The 18,606-nt window shown below is 32.5% G+C and carries 13 protein-coding genes; 8 read left to right on the top strand and 5 right to left on the bottom strand.

Features of this window, described 5'->3' with window-relative positions; translation table 11 throughout:
- Positions 1-54: 54 nt before the first annotated feature.
- The 4 genes from LPB248_RS15415 to LPB248_RS15400 form a co-directional block, all read right to left on the bottom strand.
- The gene (locus tag LPB248_RS15415) at positions 55-576 is read right to left on the bottom strand and encodes a GNAT family N-acetyltransferase (protein WP_177212218.1); all 522 of its coding nucleotides are present in this window, start codon (positions 574-576) and stop codon (positions 55-57) included.
- Between the two features lie 11 nt (positions 577-587).
- Positions 588-1,217 carry an MgtC/SapB family protein gene (locus LPB248_RS15410; RefSeq protein WP_177212217.1) on the bottom strand — a complete coding sequence of 210 codons (630 nt, stop codon included), beginning with the start codon at positions 1,215-1,217 and terminating at the stop codon, positions 588-590.
- 105 nt (positions 1,218-1,322) lie between these two features.
- Entirely contained in the window at positions 1,323-1,742 is a 420-nt protein-coding gene (locus LPB248_RS15405; RefSeq protein WP_177212216.1) for a helix-turn-helix domain-containing protein, read from the bottom strand.
- A 206-nt stretch (positions 1,743-1,948) separates the two neighbouring features.
- Positions 1,949-3,751 (bottom strand): glycoside hydrolase family 2 protein, encoded by a 1,803-nt coding sequence (locus LPB248_RS15400; protein WP_177212215.1) that lies wholly within the window; start codon positions 3,749-3,751, stop codon positions 1,949-1,951.
- 584 nt (positions 3,752-4,335) lie between these two features.
- On the opposite strand from LPB248_RS15400, the gene LPB248_RS15395 reads away from it, so the two are divergent.
- From LPB248_RS15395 to LPB248_RS15375, 5 genes are all read left to right on the top strand, one after another.
- Positions 4,336-7,578, top strand: coding sequence for a hypothetical protein (locus LPB248_RS15395; RefSeq protein ID WP_177212214.1), 3,243 nt, complete (start codon positions 4,336-4,338; stop codon positions 7,576-7,578).
- Positions 7,579-7,664: 86 nt separating this feature from the next.
- Complete coding sequence (locus LPB248_RS15390; RefSeq protein ID WP_177212213.1) at positions 7,665-12,632, top strand: DUF6443 domain-containing protein; 4,968 nt, start codon at positions 7,665-7,667, stop codon at positions 12,630-12,632.
- Positions 12,629-12,961, top strand: a complete 333-nt coding sequence (locus LPB248_RS15385; protein WP_177212212.1) for a hypothetical protein — start codon at positions 12,629-12,631, stop codon at positions 12,959-12,961. Before LPB248_RS15390 ends, LPB248_RS15385 begins: the two co-directional genes overlap by 4 nt.
- Before the next feature lie 693 nt (positions 12,962-13,654).
- Positions 13,655-14,485 carry an SIR2 family NAD-dependent protein deacylase gene (locus LPB248_RS15380; RefSeq protein ID WP_177212211.1) on the top strand — a complete coding sequence of 277 codons (831 nt, stop codon included), beginning with the start codon at positions 13,655-13,657 and terminating at the stop codon, positions 14,483-14,485.
- A gap of 568 nt (positions 14,486-15,053) precedes the next feature.
- A complete protein-coding gene (locus LPB248_RS15375; protein ID WP_177212210.1) occupies positions 15,054-15,380 on the top strand; it encodes a hypothetical protein in 327 nt (108 codons plus the stop codon).
- 44 nt (positions 15,381-15,424) lie between these two features.
- Here LPB248_RS15375 and LPB248_RS15370 read toward each other — a convergent pair whose 3' ends face one another.
- A complete protein-coding gene (locus LPB248_RS15370) occupies positions 15,425-16,030 on the bottom strand; it encodes a 5'-methylthioadenosine/S-adenosylhomocysteine nucleosidase (protein ID WP_177212209.1) in 606 nt (201 codons plus the stop codon).
- A gap of 172 nt (positions 16,031-16,202) precedes the next feature.
- Between LPB248_RS15370 and LPB248_RS15365 the strand changes: the two genes are divergently transcribed.
- The 3 genes from LPB248_RS15365 (at position 16,203) to LPB248_RS15355 (ending at position 18,554) form a co-directional block, all read left to right on the top strand.
- Positions 16,203-16,766, top strand: a complete 564-nt coding sequence (locus tag LPB248_RS15365; protein WP_177212208.1) for a DUF6642 family protein — start codon at positions 16,203-16,205, stop codon at positions 16,764-16,766.
- A 1-nt stretch (position 16,767) separates the two neighbouring features.
- Complete coding sequence (locus LPB248_RS15360) at positions 16,768-17,685, top strand: helix-turn-helix domain-containing protein (protein ID WP_255462955.1); 918 nt, start codon at positions 16,768-16,770, stop codon at positions 17,683-17,685.
- Between the two features lie 296 nt (positions 17,686-17,981).
- Complete coding sequence (locus tag LPB248_RS15355) at positions 17,982-18,554, top strand: pentapeptide repeat-containing protein (RefSeq protein ID WP_177212207.1); 573 nt, start codon at positions 17,982-17,984, stop codon at positions 18,552-18,554.
- Positions 18,555-18,606 lie beyond the last annotated feature (52 nt).

Genomic DNA, 18,606 nt, shown 5'->3' with positions numbered 1-18,606 from the left:
TTATAAAACAAAAAATCAAAAGACACCAGTAATTTGCGGTATTAGAACCAGTCTTCAATTTGTTTTTTCGATCTGATAAACAAAATTCAACTTTGGTTTTTCTCCAAAATAAGCGACTTCTTCTTCAGCTATTTTTTTTGCTCCTACTCTCGAAATTGCAATTTGCGAACGAATATTCTCTGAACCAATATGAAATTTCACTTTCGAAACATATTGAAAAAGATAATCCAACATGGTCTTTTTTACGCTTTGATTAACTCCTTTTCCCCAGCAGGAAACAGTATAAAAAGTATACCCAATAAAAATACTATCGTCTTCTGGATTGAAATCGTAAAATCGTGTACTTCCAATAACTTCTCCGGTTTCTTTACTTATAATTTTAAAAGCGCCTTTACTTTTCATGGCACCTTCAAAAAAGTTTTCAAAGACTTCTTTTTTCCATCGGTCTTTGTTTGGATGCTGTTCCCAAATTTTAGGATCGGAAGCTGCTTTATATAAATCATCAAAATCTTTTTCTTCTAAAGGATATAGAATACAAAGATCATTTTCTAATACGGGTTGTAAATTAAAATTCATTATTCTTATTTTTATAAAACTAATTCTTCAAAAATTGGGTCTTGCAAAAGCGCAGCGTACAAAGATTCTATAGTATGTTTAGAACCATGTATCTGCCACTCTAAAATAATATGATCTACAGTACGATGTTGCACCAACAGTTTAGCTTTTATACCATAAGTGGCGAAAAGCTCTTTACACCTTGCATGACCTGCATCTGACCGCTTGAAGGTTATTCGAAGGGTTTTATGTTCATTAACTAAATCAATTTTATCCTGAAGAACAGTTAGCATCGTTAGAATTATAAGAATCATAAGTGCCGCACAAGCCGAAGCAAAGTAATAACCCGCTCCTACTCCCATACTAACCGCCGCAACCGACCATATTGTCGCTGCCGTTGTAATGCCCGAAACATGATTGTCTGATCTAAAGATTACTCCTGCACAAAGAAAACCTAAACCGGTAACAATATTAGAAGCTATACGGTCTGGATTTCCCGCTCCTCCGATCCATTGGGACATTAAGGTAAAGAAACAAGCTCCAACAGAAATCATTATTGTAGTTCGAAGTCCAGCGGCTTTTCCTCTATATTCTCTTTCAGCACCAATTAATGCTCCCCAAAATGCTGCTAAAAGCAATCTTATGATAATTTCTAGTTCCATTAAAATCTTCTATTTTTTCAAATAAAATTACATAAAAAACACAAAAAAACCTTCAAAATCAAAATGACTTTGAAGGTTATCTCTATTTAAGTTTTTATGCAAAAACTATTTTTCTTTCAATAGTTTTTCTAAATATTCGATTTTATCTTTTTCAGCTTGCAGAAGACGTTCGTAAAGCTTTTTATTTTCTTCAACAGATTCTATTAATTTATCTAATGGATTAAATGTGCAATGATGGTTTCCATCATGATTTCCGACACTTCCTTGACTATTATCGTAAAAATTATTGAAATAATTGAATACAGCTTCCTCCGAAAAATTCTTGATAGCTTCAACAGTTACATCTAAAGCTTTTGCAATTTCGATTAATTTTTGTTCATCAACAGTTTCACTATTTTCGATATTTGAAACCGCTTGCTGGCTTATTCCCAAAGCAATTGCCAATGCTTCTTGTTTCATGTCTTTTAGCTCACGAATGCGGCTAATTTTTCTCCCGATGTGATTTGGTTTGGTTAATGTGCTCATAATTCAAAGATAATAATTACGACTTAAAATAAATACGAAATATGTAAACTACATAATTTGTCTTGTTTCATACCAAACAATCTTTTACAGACCACTTAGATATCTTATTTTTTCATCGCATCAAAAATACAACTTTTCAGACAAAAAAGTAATTCAAAAACCTCTAAAATCAAAAATGACTTTGAAGGTTTTCTCTTTTCTTAAACTTACTTATATTCTTCTTCTTTCTGCTTGTACCAATCTTTCATGACATAAAAAGCTTTCTTTTTAATTCCGTTGCTCGAGATTAAACCTTTGCGATTAAAGAAATCTTGAATATCTGCCAGCTGTCTTCTTGGTGATCTAAAGTCAACGAGAATCCAAGGCGAAACTCCAGCCAAACCTTCAATTCTATTAAACATTTGTGTGTTTTGAATGTATAATTCTTCCTGATATTCTTCGTTCCAGCGTTCTTTTTTATCGCCGTGTAAACCTTGCAAAGCTTCGCCACCAAACTCACTTATAATAACGGGCTTGTTGTACGGAATTACCCACTGCATGTCTTTACAAGATTCGTTGGTTCCTCTATACCAGCCCAAATATTGATTGAAACTTACAATATCAACATATTCATTCATATTATCATGAAGTGTATTGATATTATTGGAACTCGAAGTAACTTCCATCGCCATACTGATTAAACGAGAATTATCTTGTGTGCGTGCGTATTTTGCTAATTTGCTTAAAAAGATATCTCTATCATCTCCATGAGGCGTTTCATTGGCAATTGACCAAATTACAATTCCGCAACGGTTTTTATCTCTGTAAATCATATCGTGCAACTGATGTTCGGCATTGGCATACGTATCTGGATTTGTCCATGAAATGGTCCAATAAACTGGAACTTCAGACCAGATCATTAATCCCATTTTTTCGGCTTGTTTAACCATGTTTTCGTTGTGCGGATAATGCGCCAATCGAACATAATTACAGCCCAATTCTTTTGCCCAAGTCAGTAATGTAATCGCATCTTCTTCAGACCAAGCTCTTCCAGATCTAAAAGGCGCTTCTTCATGAATACTGATTCCGCGTAAAAAGACTTTTTTTCCGTTTAAGAGAATTTCCTTGCCTTTCGTTTCAATGGTTCTAAAACCAATTTTATCAGTAATATTTTCATCTGCTTTAGAAATCGTAACATCATATAATTTTGGCTTTTCAGGCGTCCATAAAACAGGATTGGCTTTAATTTCAAAAGAGGCAATTCCCTTAGCATCAGTCGTAACGCTTTTTTTAATTTTCAATTCTGGAATGGAAACCGAAACCGTTTGATTTGCCGATTCGCTGTTTAGTTTTATCCAACCCGAAATTTTTCCTTTTTCTTTTTTATCCAATTGAACCAAATAATCTTCGATATACATATTCGGAACCTGAGCCAAAGTTACGTCTCTTGTAATACCGCCGTAATTCCACCAATCCATGTTTACCGTTGGAACATTGTCTTTATGGCGTTTGTTATCGACTTTTACTACTACGAAGTTGTTTCCATCAACTAATAAATGGGTTACATCAAAATTGAAAGGAGTATAACCGCCAATGTGTGTTCCCGCCAATTTTCCGTTTACATAGACTTTTGCATCATAATTGACTGCCCCGAAATGAAGAATTCCTTTAGTTTTTGCATCTTTCTTATAACTAAAGTCTTTCTGAAACCATACCGTCCCTTCGTAAAAAAACAATCTTTGATCTTTCGAATTCCAATCAGACGGAATATCCATAACCGCTGAGGTCGCAAAATTATATTCGCTCAGTTCTGTAGTGTTCCATTTTTTATTTTCGAAAAAGCCATTGTCTTTAAAAGGCTCTAAACGGTAGTTATAATATCCATTTTCGAGAGGATCTACAATATATCTCCATTTTCCATTTAAAGTAATATTGTTTCGAGCTGAAATATTGGATAGTAGTGGAATTTCCTGCGCCATAGCTTTTCCCATCAGCAAAAAAGCACCGCACAGCATTGCAATTTTCTTCATAATAAAAATCATTTTGGTTTCAATAGTTAATTCGTTTTTCATCAAAAAATGAAAACTATAAAGTTAAAAAGTTTCTCTAATGCAGAGGTAAACTACTGTCTTTTGATTGGTCAAAATAACCCATCAAATACTTATCAGTTTTGTGCTACTAGGTATAATATTGTTACTTTCCTTGCTTTATTACCATCAAACCAAATTCAAAAAACTTAAATAACAATCTTATCAATTGACTTATTTTAAATTTATTTTTACTTTAAAAAATAGCGTCTTCAAAACAAACGACTAAAAATCAACCACTTACAAATACCTGGTTTTTTCTATTATAATTAAACAAAAAACAATTGTAAAAAACACACCTGTAATTTCTTGTACGATAAATTTTAATTATTATTTTAGCAAAAATTAACAAGAAAAAAGATGTTTTTGCAATATGGAAACTTTTGTTACCGCTATCTCGCTATCACGAATATTTTATTGTTCTCCAATTTCTTTTATAAATGGTTAATTACAGCTTACTCCTTTATAATTTAAAATAATTTTTTCAATTCTAACTATCAAAATACACTATCTCAATTACCAAAATTATGACCAAAATTTTACTTTTTTTTATCGGCTTATTATCAGTAGAAAGTTTTTCACAAAGTCAATTTACAGATCCACAAAATTCTACACTTGAAAAAATAAAATCTCCTCAAGTCCATCTTTTAAAACAATTTGCCGATTATCCAGTCGATTTAGCAAGTGGTTTAGTAGATGTTTCGTTGCCACTTTATGAAATCAATTTTGGAGACATTAAAATTCCCTTAAACCTAAAATTCCATGCTTCGGGTCTCAAAGCGAATGTTACCGAAAATGGAGTTTTAGGCCTTAAGTGGGTTATGAATATAGGCGGTTTCATTAGTCGTGAAGTTAGAGGTTATGCTGATGAAAGAAATGATCACAAACAGGGTATTAATGGAGAATGGTATATCCCAGATTGGATGACTTTATATGGAGGCAGCAATGATAATGATTATCTTAATAATAATTTGATTTTTCAAGGTACTCAGGTCCAAGATTTATGGCCAATAGGCATGCCTGGTGTTCAAGGTAAATATGACGATACTGAATACGATATTTTTACCTTTTATTTACCTAATGGAAAAAACGGAAAATTTATATTAAAGGATTTAAATGGCAATAAAACTGCTGCCTTTATGCCCTACCAACCTTATAAAATTAATATTACTACCGAAAATCTCATTGGCGTTCATTCATATACAACCTCTATAGAACTCACTGATGATTCAGGATATATATATGTATTTGGTAAAAAAAATTCAAGTGATTCTTATAAATATTATGAACTGGATCAAGAAGATTATGCTATCAATTGCTGGGTTCTAAATTCAATTACGGCTCCAAACAAAAAGGATGTCATCAAATTTGAATATACCAAAACAGTTATAAATGGAAATAGTCCTTTGCCCCCGCTTATTATCAATGACCAGCTAACCACTGCAGTGAATTATTTTTCAAATGATTTGAACATATGCAGTAATTCTGTCTTATACGATCTTATTGGCTGGGACCTGCATCGAAATTATTTTGTAAAAAATTACAACATGCCACCATATGGCAATAAACAGGCTTGTATCTTATCAAAAATAACATACAACGATTTAACCATTAATCTAAACTATTCGCAAAATGCTCCAGATATCAATGACCTTCTGTTAAATAATATCGAAATTAAAAACAATACTGAAATTTTAAAAAAAGTAAAGTTTGACATTATTAGTCCTGGCAGGGAAAGCATTTATGAACTGCCAAAGCCAAGTTATTTAAATTCTTTTGAAATAAAAGACAAAAATGATCAGATAATAGAAAAATATAAATTTGACTATTATAATTTGAATAAACTTCCACATGCTACAAAATTAACCAATAGTGGTGATTATTGGGGCTATTATAATTCGCAACTTGAAAATTTAATTTCAAAAGACACTGTAAATATTGCATTTACTACTCCTATAGGTAGTTGCATCGGAGGATCTTCAACTCTTTATTTTAAGAACGAAATAGGCGGATATGGTAGTCGTTTTAGTAATCCTGAAGATATGAAAATTGGAATGTTAAAAACAATCACCTATCCAACAGGAGGAAAAAGCGAATTTGAATATGAAGGCAATAAAATTATGGCCTTGTATAATGATGGCGGAAACCCTGTTAAAGAATGTGGCGGACTAAGGATTAAAACCGTAACGGAAAAAGATAAAAATGGTACCGAAATAAAGAAAAAAGAGTATACATATGGTTTAAATGAAGACGGAATAGGTCAAATACCTAGTTACCTTTACCCTGATCGATATTTCAAAAATGAAATGGAGGAAACCGCTACTGATTGGAACGTTATAGACAATTACCTAATTTTTGGTGGTGCTCATGGTACTCCATCTTTTAGAAATCAATCAGCTAATGTTACCTACAAAACCAGAACTTTTAATGGCTATTTCCCTTCTCGTTATTATACTTTTTTAAACAAGCTAGTATACTATAATAAGGTTACCGAATATATAGGTGACTCATCCAATAATATAGGCAAAATTGAAAATTACTATTCAAACAATATCCCTCAGGTCCAGGAGTACATCTTTGATAACCGCAATTTCTCCTTTCAAAGAAACAAATTAGCCATCGATCCATCTAATTTTTGGTCTGGGAATAATTTAAGTCAAAAAATTGAGTACAAAAAGGGAAGCAATAACACTTACGTAAAAGTTAGAAAAACTGACTACGACTATCAGGATTATATCGTCGACGAAATTTACGACACGTCGATTTTTAAATATAAGACTTTTTATGGAATGGAGGCTAACCAAGACAAAGACAGATATAAAAATGAATCAATGGCAATTGCTAAAGAAGAATTAGAACGAATAAAAAATAATCCAGCTGCTTATTTTGGCTATAAAACACAAAAATATACTAGTGGCATAGAAAATTTAAAAACTACAACAGAAGAATTATTTTTTGATGATGGAACAAGCATTGTACAGACTGTTAATAACGAATATGATGTAAATAAACCGTCATTTATGAGACAATCTGCTTCTTCAAATTCCAGAGAAGAAAATCTTGTACAAAAATTTCTTTATCCTTTTAATATCAATACAGGGATTTACAATCAAATGACAAATGCCAATGTTCTTTCTCCTTTAATTGAAAAAACAGCGTTAAAAAATAATAAAATAATTAACAGCACTATACTTACTTACAAAAAAAGCGATGAAAATTTTGTTCCAGAACAAAATTACATCACCCAATTAAACACGCCAATACCTTTATCACAATTTGCAACTTTTAATGGAGCAACGAAAGATTCTCATTACAGTTCAAATCCTGAAGTCACTTATGATCTTTATGATGATAAAGGAAATCCAACACAAATTACTCCAAAAGGAAAAGCGTCTGTATGCTACATCTGGGGATATGATAAAAAATATCTTATTGCTAAAATTGAAAACGCGAGCTTTGTAAGTGGACAATCCAACAGTATATCTTCTGCCCAGCAAACTCTTATAAACAATGCTGTTTCTGCCTCACTTGGAGAAATCAATGCTACTACAGAAAGTAATTTAATCGAAAAATTAAATTTTTTGAGAGCTGGTTTCCCCGATGCTATGGTTACAACCTATACCTATGATTCTTTAATAGGAATTACAAGTATCACCGATCCTAAAGAATTTACTACTTACTATGAGTATGATACTTATGGAAGGTTAAAGCAGGTAAAGGATAATGACAAGAAAATTCTTTCTGCCAATAAATACCATTTCACAAACTAAAAATTATCGTACAAATTTAGCATCTCATTGCTGACAGACATTGTAAGCAAATAGTTAATGCTATCGTAAAATTTAAACTTTTAATTATGATATATAATAAAATAAAAAATACGTTTGTTTTTATGGTTTTGGTGATGATAATTATCCTTAACCCATTCAAAATTCAGGCGCAGGTAACTGGTCAGTTATACTTAACAGGACCCACAACCGTTCATTATGGCGATGTAGTATCTTATTCACTTAAAGACTATATGGATAATTATCCTCCCTCGACATATGCCTACAATAATTTCAACTGGATGATTGTTGATGATGGTACAGTCCTAACTTATATAAATGAAAACTATCAGGCTGATGTAGAGGTCTATTGGGACGGGACACCAAGTCAGGAAAAAGTATATGTTTTATATCAGAGACAAGGAGAGCCTTACTACGCAGAACTCAATGTTACCGTTCTTCCAACACCAGCAACGCCAGATACTCCAACAATAGTAAGCTCTGGTTGTAATCAAGTTGTGCTACAAAGAAACGATCCTCCTGGAAAAATAAGAACTGGCAATCAAGACATCACTTGGTATTGGCAAACCAGCCCAACCGGAACCAGCATGGCCAATTCTTCTCCTTCAATAACAGTGACATCGGGTACTGAATATTATTTAAGAGCTAGAAGTTATAATGGGTACTGGAGTGATGAATCGAGTAGTGTTTCTTATTTTATTGGCGTTCCCGCTCCAACAATACAAAGTGTTGCGCAACCAACTGTTACAACTCCGACCGGAAGTGTAACTTTGACCGGACTTCCAGATTCTGGTACATGGGTGATTAATCCAGGAAATATTTCGGGAACAGGATGGTCAACAACCATAACAGGATTAAATCCTGCTACTACATACAATTTTACAGTTACAAATGCTTCCGGATGTACCTCAAATGCCTCGGCTAATGTAGTCATCAATGCACAATCATCAACACTGGATGCTCCAGTGCTGTCTGATATTATTCAGCCAGACTGTAATAATAGTAAGGGACAATTTACCATAACAAACTATAATTCTTCCTACGCTTATACCGTAACACCATCAACAAATGTAAGCATATTAGGATCAAAAGTATTTGCTCCGCAAGGTAGCTATACAATAAGGGCGACATCTGAATTTAATATTTTATCTCCCGTAACTAATTTCAGTATTAACGCACAACCTGTTACTCCAACTGCACCCATTGTGGGCAACATAACACATCCTACCTTAAGCACTCCAACAGGAAGTGTTACATTGACAGGCCTCTCAGGGAGTTGGACAATAAACCCCGGAAATGTTTTCGGTTCTGGCCCCGTTGCCTACGTTAGTGGATTAAAAGCTGGTGTTGTACATAATTTCACTGTAACAAATTACTGGGGATGCATCTCTCCAGCTTCTGTAGATGTTTTTATTAATTTACAGCCCTTTAATTGTGATGGTATTAGCAGTGAAGAAAGTTATGTTCATACAACTACTCCTTTAATAGAAAGCACAGATGTTGATGCGCTTGCTAACAGCCAAAAACAAGAATCCATAACGTATTATGATGGTATAGGACGATCCAAACAGAAAATTGAGATACGAGCGGGAGGAGTTAACAATAATGACATTATAACTCACTTTGATTATGATGATTATGGCAGACAAGACAAGGAATATCTACCTTATACAGACGGGAACAGCTGTGGCGCTTTTAGAACAGCTGACGTTGATTTAGCAACCAAGACTTATTATAAAAATCATTTCCCTTATGACATCAATGCAGGGACTCCAAACCCATATTCTCAAAAAGATTTAGAACCCTCGCCTCTTAGTCGCGTTCTAAAACAGGCCGCACCAGGTTATGACTGGAGATTGGGAGGAGGCAATGAAGTAAAAATGGATTATAAAACAAATGCATCTGAAGAAGTACAGCTGTTCACAGTAGATCTTGCACTTGAAAATAGTGCATATACACCCAAATTAAAAAAATCAGGATATTATACTCCTACCATGCTATACAAAAACGTTGTTTTTGATGAAAACTCTACGTCAAGTTATATAGAATCAGGAGGCTCTACCATAGAGTTTAAGACCAAAGACGGACAAGTTGTTTTAAAAAGGTCGTACGGAATTGTAGGTAGCGAAACAACAAACAAAAGACATGATACCTATTATGTTTATGATGATTTTGGGAATCTCAGTTTTGTAATTCCTCCTAAAGCCGTAGATCTTCTAGGCTCAATTAATGTTGATGCTAACCTAGAATCATCTGTGGTTTTGGAGCCTGGAAGCCCGGAACTAAATCTAAAGGCATCTAATTCTATTACATTAAAAGAAGGATTTCATGCTAAAGCTGGAAGTACTTTTTCTGCAATTATAGATAATGGTAGCCAAAGCGCTTTAGATAATTTATGTTATCAATACCGTTATGACCAAAGAAACAGATTGATTGAAAAGAAACTGCCAGGAAAAGACTGGGAATATATTGTTTACAACAAACAGGACAAACCTATTTTAACACAAGATGCTAATTTAAGAGCCCAAAACAAATGGCTTTTTACTAAGTATGATGTTTTTGATAGAGTTGTATATACTGGCGAATACAAAAATACGGTAAAAACCACACGCGCTTCAATGCAGTCTTTTGCAGATGAAAATGATACTCTTTTTGAGCAAAAACAAACAGCTAATACAATAAATGGAACAACTGTTTATTACAGTAATAATGCCTTTCCAAACGTAAATGATGACAATATTAATTTATTTACAATAAGTTATTATGACAATTATAATTTCGATACTTTACCAACCAATATTTCTTCTCTGGGTGCGATCACTAATACAAAAGGACTCTCAACAGGAAGTAAAACTCGTATTTTAACCACAGATAGCTGGATTACAAATTGGAATTACTACAATACTAAAAGCAAGCCTTTTTATACCTATACTAAAAATGACTTTTTAAATACAGTAGCTATTGTACAAAGCGAATTTGACTTTTCTGGTAATATAAAACAGACAGCCTCAACACATATTAGAAATAATATTACAACTACTATTGTTGATAAATTTGACTATGATCAGGCAGGCAGGCTTACAAAGCAAACGCAGGCAATAAATGGCGTGACTGATCCGGAAATTATTGTAGCTAACACTTATGATGAATTAGGTCAATTAGTAAACAAAGGCGTTGGAAACAAAGCTTCACAAAATAGATTACAAACGGTAGATTACAAGTACAATATTAGAGGATGGCTTAAAAACATAAATGACATAAATGCTATTGGAAATGATTTGTTTGCTTTTCAAATTAACTATAATGATAGTACCGATCCTACTAAAAAACTATTTAACGGAAACATCAGCCAGACTTTTTGGAAAACGACAAATGACGATACCAGCATTAAAAATTATACCTATACTTATGATAAATTGAACAGGCTAAGAAATGCGGATGATAATCTGAATAAATTCAACGAAAGTCTTACTTATGACATGAACGGCAATATTCTGAAACTAAAGAGAAATGGAGAATTGGTTGATGGAGTTCCTAATATCAACATTCCATCACATTTTGGTTTAATGGATGATCTTACTTACAGTTACGACAATGGCAACAAACTCCAAATTGTTTCTGATTTAGGTAATAAAACCCACGGATTTAAAGATGATTTTACAGGCAATGGCGATGACACAAGTGTTGATTATACCTACGATGCCAATGGAAACATGAAAACTGATACCAATAAAGGAATCACTTCTGTAACTTATAACCATTTGAATCTGCCTGACGAAGTAACGATTCAGGGGCAAACAATCAAATATTATTATGATGCAACAGGTGTTAAGCAACAGAAAATTGCAAATACCTTTACAACCGATTATGCTGGCGCTTTTATTTACGAAAACAACCAGCTACAATTTTTCTCGCAGCCTGAAGGATATGTATCAAATAACTCGGGAACTTTTGATTATATTTACCAATACAAGGATCATCTTGGAAACGTTCGTTTAAGTTATGATAAAGACTTAGTTATTCAAGAAGAAAACAACTATTATCCGTTTGGTTTAAAACATAAAGGGTATAATGCTGTTACTAATATTACGAAAGGAAATAGAGTTGCGCAAAAGTATAAGTATAATGGTAAAGAGCTCCAAGACGAGCTGGGACTTGACTTCTATGACTTTGGAGCTAGAAATTATGATCCTTCTTTAGGCAGATGGATGAACATTGACCCGCTGGCGGAAAAGTCAAGACGTTTCTCTCCTTATGTTTATGCTCTTAATAATCCTGTATTTTTTATTGATTCTGATGGTATGGAGGCTTCTCCTCCTGATTGGTATGTAAACACAACAACTCAAGAAGTACAATGGTTTGAAGGCAATGGAAAAGTAGACGGTTACACACATATTGGCCCTTCAGCTTTTCAAGATAATGGAAATGGTACAACTACAATTTATAATGATGGAGGCACCAAAGATACAGCTATAAATTTGGAAGGAGTAACACTTGATAAATATACACGTTGGGAAGGAACTTATTTTGATAGAAGTAATTACGGGAGAGGTGAAAATCCATATTCTCCTTACATTCCTGATGCAATTGGAATTAGTCTATCAGTAACCGTAAATACAGGAATACTAGGTAGTTTTGGCGGAACAATCGGTGGAGCAATTGATGTTCATAATGATGTCGAAGGATATGTTGGTGGATTTGGAGATATTGGTTACATTGGAAGTTTTGGTATTCCTAAAATAAGTTTTGGACTAAGTATAAATCTTCATGACAGTTATATTGGAAATGATAATTCAGTTCTTGCGAATTCGATCCCTGGTGGTGTACTTCAAAATTTAGGAGGGACTAGTAAAACATATAGCGGTGGTCTTGGATTAACAGGGGGGTATTCATATTCTTCAAATGAAAGAGCGACGGAAAAGTCCGATTACGGCGTTGAAACAAAAAGCATAGGATTAGGCTTGGGAATAAACGCACAAAAAGGTATGTCAAGATCGTGGACTTTTACAGAAATTTATAATAATATGAAAAAATGAAAATAAAAAATCTATTTATACTAGCTCTACTAATTCAATTATCCTGCGAGAGATATGATAGTAATAAATCAGCATCTTATTATCAAAATATGGATTTAAATTTTATTATTCTAGAAAAAAAGCCTCTAAATCATGGTAGAGAAGTGAATTTAAAAATAAAAAATATTAAAAATAATAAAAATGAAATTTATCGTGAGGAGAATACTTTATTTGCTTGGCATTATGAAGATTTTGAGATTGGAGATACAATAGTCAAAAAGCCAGGAGAAGATACTTTTGCAATTCATAAAAAAGATACAACCATGTATTTTTCTTTCGGATACAAATAATAAGTTTGATTGAAAGTAGATTTGTTTTATTAATGCTACTTCATTAGGAGTATTTAATTTACTCGTTGCTAGTGGACAATAAAGATGACAAATAGATTAATGACTCCTGATAGATTATATGTAAGTTTTTCTTATAATGCCCCTTACTGGCGAGCATCTTGCTCGTGAAGGTAAAGAAACTCGACAAAATACATAAAGAAAACCTCGCCGCTTGGCGGGGTTTTCTGCATTTATAAATAGTATTGTTACAGATTTAGGTGTTTTTATAATATATCCACTTAACTAATTGAAAGAGAATATAAAATTTTAATTATTGAATAGAAAAAGAGACGTCCAGTTAACTTCCGCTATAAATGGTGCCAGTGATCCGGAAATTATTGCAGATAACAACTATAATGAATTAGGTTAATTAGCTTCTCTGCTGTTTTAACTAATCGTTTTGAAAAAGCAACTGATAATTATCTTTAAGGCTCTGGTTTTGGAGAGGCGATGGTAAGGAAATATTTTAACGGAATTGTAACCGATGGAGCTAATCAATACCTATAATAATACATTAATACTCATAAAAATAAAAACATCTGCCAAAGACAAGAAAATTTCAAAACCAAGAGCAATTTCATAAAAGAATCAGAATTTCAAGATATTAAATTTTAGTTTATATTTAATCAAAAAAATATCCCTTTTTCATTAAACATGGAACAATTAGAAGACATAATAAAACAAGTTTCCACTAAAAATAAAAGAAACCTTTTTACCTTTTTAACGGGCGCCGGAATTTCTTCTGAAAGTGGAATTCCGACTTATAGAGGTGTTGATGGTATTTGGATCAAGGGAACAAAATTTCATAAACCTGAAGAATTTGGGACTTTTAAATACTTCAAAGAAAATCCCGAAGAAGTTTGGCAATATTCATTGTTTAGAAAAAAAATGTTCGAAAATGCAAAGCCAAATGCAAGCCATTACGAAATGGTCGAAATTGAAAACATTTTAAAAGACAGATTTCATCTAATTACTCAAAACATAGACAACCTACACAGGTTAAGCGGAACAGAAAGAATTTTCGAAATTCATGGAAATAACAGACAAATAAAGTGTTCAAAAGGTTGCAGAGAAATTATAAATCTACCTGAAGAAATAAAAGGAAAAGAGATTGATGAAGATTTAACCGAAAGAGAAATAAAGCTTTTAAAATGCAAAAGTTGCGGAAGTTGGATGAGACCAAATATTCTGTGGTTTGACGAATATTATGACGAACAAACAAATAAAAAATTCAGTTCTCTGAAAATTGCCAAAAATTCAGGAATACTTTTTATTCTGGGAACTTCTGGCGCAACGAATCTACCTGTAGCAATTGCAGAGACCACTTTAAAATACGGAGGAACTATCGTCGATATTAATATAGAAGACAATCAGTTTACGACTTTGATAAAAGATAAAAAGAATAAAATCATCATTCGCAAAACGTCTACTGAAGCTTTAAAATTGATTAAAGAAATGATTAGAAGCAATTATCTACCTCAATAGAATTATACGCAAATCAAAAAAACATTTCAATTAAGAAATGGCTTCCGCTACAAAAGCATTAGATTAAATATGATAGAAAAGAAAAATATTATTCCGTCATTAATCTTATTAGGTCTCTTTATTTTTGTTTTGTACGGTCAATTACGAAGTTATCAGTACGAAAATAAATTAAAATGGGAATATTATATATATTATTTTTTACGATATTAGGTTTCGTTATTTTTAATGTTTTATCTAAACCTATTTTAATATTAAGATTGAAAATTTTATTTTCAATCTTAATATTTGTATTTTGTTTATTACAATTTACTTTATTCTGTAAGTTAGGTTATATGGATAATGAAAAATTCGTTATTCTACTAGTATTTAGTTTTGTCGTTTTTGTCTTTCATTACGGCATTAATTCTCTATTGATTATGTTTTTAAATAAAAATGATACTTTTCAAGATAATTATTTAGCAAACGGTTTTCTTTTTTTTAGAAATTATATTATTTATCTTCTAATTTGGGTTTTTCAGGTATATACAATATTATGGGGTAGTTAGGCCAATTTTTCAATTAAAATAGTATGAAGAAAAAAATAAATCTTTATAGAATTTTACCACTATTCATTATCATTTCTGCAGTAACTGTATTTCTTATATATAATAATCAATGGAATAAAAAATTTATAAAATTAGAAGCAAACAGTATTATTGTAACGCGAAATAATTGGCAATTAAGAACGACTGAATTTTATTTGCAAAATGGATTGAGAATTGACTCTACATTTAAGGATAATTTTGATCTAAAAATAGGAGACTCTATTTCAAAAAAATCAAATACTAATACTTTTAGTGTTTACAGAAAAGAAAATGGCATATATACATTTTACAAAAAAAATGCTATCGATTAAAACAAACATATCTTGAACATAAAAATTTAAAAAAACCATTTCAACTAAGAAATGGCTTCTGATTCTTTTATCAATCCTAAAATTTTCCCGTAAGCAATAGCTGCTTTATGAACTTGAATCGTCCAATCTTCTGCAGCATTGTCATCGGCTCCATCAGAAATATATTTTAGACTTAAAAACGGAATATTTTCTTTCATGGCAATCATGGCTAAAGCGTAACCTTCCATATCAACCACATTGTAAGCGTCTGAACAATGTCCCATTTCAAAATTATCTCCAGTTCCGCAGATTCCTTCTTGAAGATTATCCATTAACAAACCATATTCTAAAAGTGGCGGCAAACCAGAAAGTGGCGTTTCGTATAAAGCAAATCCTAAACCGCGAACGTCCATATCTCTTTGTACAAATTTGGTACAGCAAATTACATCTCCTTTTTGAAAACAGCTGCTTCCCGCCGAACCCAGATTAATAATTACAGAGGGCCTTTTCTTTTGAATGGCTTTTGTTAATTCGTAAGCTGCATTTACTTTTCCGATTCCGGTAATTAAGACATTGTGATCTTTAAAAACTTCTGCCGCTTCAGATTCAAGCGCAAAACAGAATAATATATCTTCAATAGCAAATGATGCCGTTTGATTAATTTGTATCATGTGTAATTTATTTTCGGTTTACAAAAATACGTTTAAAAATTTACGATGCTCTAACCTAAATTTAAAATCCAAAAAAGACGTTAAAGTCTGTTTTAGCTATTGGATTTTATGATATAAAAAATACATTTGCGAGAACCAGTAAAAAAAGTTTAAAACCAGAAAGAATAACTGCATGGATAGTGAAAAATTTATTTTCTGCCTTGAAGGCGTTAAAGATATAGACGATCATACCCAAACCAATGTGGTAAAATGTTTGGAAGAATTGGCCATAGACCAAGGTATTTCGAGCATTCATAAAACTTGCGATACAATCGAAGGTTTAGAAGAAAGTCTGAACATTTTGCTTTACGAAGATCATAATTTCAAAGATTATGAAATCATTTATTTAGCCATGCCAGGTCAGGAAAATAATATCTGTCTTCACGATTATTATTATAGCATTGAAGAAATTGCAGAATTGTTTGAAGGAAAAATGAAAGGAAAAATTATTCATTTTGCCAATCTTAAGGTTTTAGATTTAAACGAAGAAGAAGCGCAATATTTCTTAGACATAACTGGAGCGAGAGCCATTTCTGGCTACGGTTCTACGTATAATAAAATTGCCAGCTGCAGCACGATTGACAAAGCTTTTTTTAGCTTGTATCAGGAAAACGACAATTTGATTGAAGTGGTTGAAGATCTGTATGCTAAACATTACAATCTCTGCAAACTGCTTGATTTTAGATTATATTATTAGAATGAAAAAACAGGCAGAGAAAATAAAAACCTATAATCCAAAAGGGTTTCGAGAAAAGTTTTTAGGAGAAGACAACCCTATTCATTTACTTTTCAAATCGAATTCGGATCATTTTTTCTGTCTTGAAATCGAAGAAATGATGCAGATGCAACATCCTGTTCCGCCTTCTAAACATTCTTGCCATACTTTGATTTTTATTTCGTCAGGTCAGCATGTTATGAAATTAGGTTATCAGGAATATGCCACGACCGATAACGAAATGATTATGGTTCCTGCTGGTCAGATTTTTTCTCTTGATAATGTTAACAATATTCATAAAGGTTATATCTGCCAGTTTCATCCCGATATTTTGATTCGGAAATATGGCAGCCGTGAACTGCTCAATGATTTTGACTTTCTAAAAATTTCAGGAGACCCCAAAGTTAAACTTGCTCCCGAAGATATTGCTCCAATTACCAATATTTTGGAACGATTGAAAAAGGAATATTCTGAAAAAACAGTTACAGATTTAAATATTGTTCAGTCGTATCTGATTACTTTGTTTTATGAAATGAAAAAAAATGCGGTGAAGACTTCTAAAAGTATTTCGGCAGCAGAAGCAATTACGGGGAAATTTAAAGAATTGATTCATGACCATATTAAAACCCATCATCAGGTCAATTATTATTCGTCGATGCTAAATGTTACTCCCAATCATTTAAACAAATGTGTCAAAAATGTAACCGGAAAATCTGCTGTAAAATGGATTGACGAAAACATATTGCTAGAGGCCAAATATTTATTGTTTCAAACCACACTTTCTGTAGGCGAAATCGCAACGCAGGTAGGCTTTGAAGATCAATCTTACTTTAGTCGATTTTTTAAAAAAGCAGAAGGAATCTCTCCTATTCGATACCGAAAAATGATTGATAAGTCCTAATTATTGATTAAAGAATCCTAACAAATATGTAGACGTTTTTCAGAAATTTGCTACCTCAAAAATGCAAATTATGATTTATGTTTTTAAAACTTCCGTTGATAGCGAGGCAAAATTTGAATCGGCTTCTGTACTTCTAAATGAATTATTACCTGATTCTTTGTGGAATTTTGACCTAGAAGATTGCGACAACATTCTGAGAGTCGACAGCGAATTGAATGTAGGAGCCTTACTTGAAAATAACCCTGTATTCGATTGTATCGAATTAGAATAACCCTTACATGCCTTTTTAAATTTATATGGAATCAAAATTATACCAAAACCGAACTTTTGAAACGATTGATTATTCGGATCAAAGTTTAGCCAATACCGAATTTGTAAACTGCGAATTCATAAACTGCAACTTTTCTAAAAGTGATTTAAGCCATAACGACTTTCTAGATTGCACATTTAAAAACTGCAATCTTTCGTTGACAACTTTGCGAAATACGGGATTGAAAAACATCAAATTCATTGGCTGTAAATTAATGGGACTTGACTTTAGTGCCTGCAATAGTTTTTTATTTTCTATGAATTTTGAAGATTGCGTTCTAGACTATTCTACTTTCATTTACAAAAAACTAAAGAAAACCAATTTTACAGATTGCCTTTTAAAAGAAACTGATTTCTCAAATACCGATTTATCTTTTGCCGTTTTTAAAAATTGTGATCTTTCTGGTGCCACTTTCGTAGAATGCATACTAGAAAAAACCGATTTCAGAACTTCTAGAAATTATGCCTTTGATCCGTCAGAAAATAAGATTAAAGGAACAAAAGTTTCGCATACGGCGCTTGCAGGTTTATTAGAAAAATTTGATTTATCTATTGAGTAGTTGTTAGTTTTCAGTCTCAGTCCCAGTTTTCAGCTACCCCTCATTACTGAAG

Source organism: Flavobacterium sp. LPB0248 (genome assembly GCF_013388355.1).
In the GTDB taxonomy this organism is placed as follows: Bacteria; Bacteroidota; Bacteroidia; order Flavobacteriales; family Flavobacteriaceae; genus Flavobacterium.
This window is presented reverse-complemented; position numbering and strand designations above follow the sequence as displayed.

Excerpts from the sequence above, each read along its gene's own strand:
- LPB248_RS15415 (WP_177212218.1), bottom strand. The coding sequence starts at position 576 with ATGAATTTTAATTTACAACCCGTATTAGAAAATGATCTTTGTATTCTA.
- LPB248_RS15410 (WP_177212217.1), bottom strand. The coding sequence starts at position 1,217 with ATGGAACTAGAAATTATCATAAGATTGCTTTTAGCAGCATTTTGGGGA.
- LPB248_RS15405 (WP_177212216.1), bottom strand. The coding sequence starts at position 1,742 with ATGAGCACATTAACCAAACCAAATCACATCGGGAGAAAAATTAGCCGC.
- LPB248_RS15400 (WP_177212215.1), bottom strand. The coding sequence starts at position 3,751 with ATGAAGAAAATTGCAATGCTGTGCGGTGCTTTTTTGCTGATGGGAAAA.
- LPB248_RS15395 (WP_177212214.1), top strand. The coding sequence starts at position 4,336 with ATGACCAAAATTTTACTTTTTTTTATCGGCTTATTATCAGTAGAAAGT.
- LPB248_RS15390 (WP_177212213.1), top strand. The coding sequence starts at position 7,665 with ATGATATATAATAAAATAAAAAATACGTTTGTTTTTATGGTTTTGGTG.
- LPB248_RS15385 (WP_177212212.1), top strand. The coding sequence starts at position 12,629 with ATGAAAATAAAAAATCTATTTATACTAGCTCTACTAATTCAATTATCC.
- LPB248_RS15380 (WP_177212211.1), top strand. The coding sequence starts at position 13,655 with ATGGAACAATTAGAAGACATAATAAAACAAGTTTCCACTAAAAATAAA.
- LPB248_RS15375 (WP_177212210.1), top strand. The coding sequence starts at position 15,054 with ATGAAGAAAAAAATAAATCTTTATAGAATTTTACCACTATTCATTATC.
- LPB248_RS15370 (WP_177212209.1), bottom strand. The coding sequence starts at position 16,030 with ATGATACAAATTAATCAAACGGCATCATTTGCTATTGAAGATATATTA.
- LPB248_RS15365 (WP_177212208.1), top strand. The coding sequence starts at position 16,203 with ATGGATAGTGAAAAATTTATTTTCTGCCTTGAAGGCGTTAAAGATATA.
- LPB248_RS15360 (WP_255462955.1), top strand. The coding sequence starts at position 16,768 with ATGAAAAAACAGGCAGAGAAAATAAAAACCTATAATCCAAAAGGGTTT.
- LPB248_RS15355 (WP_177212207.1), top strand. The coding sequence starts at position 17,982 with ATGGAATCAAAATTATACCAAAACCGAACTTTTGAAACGATTGATTAT.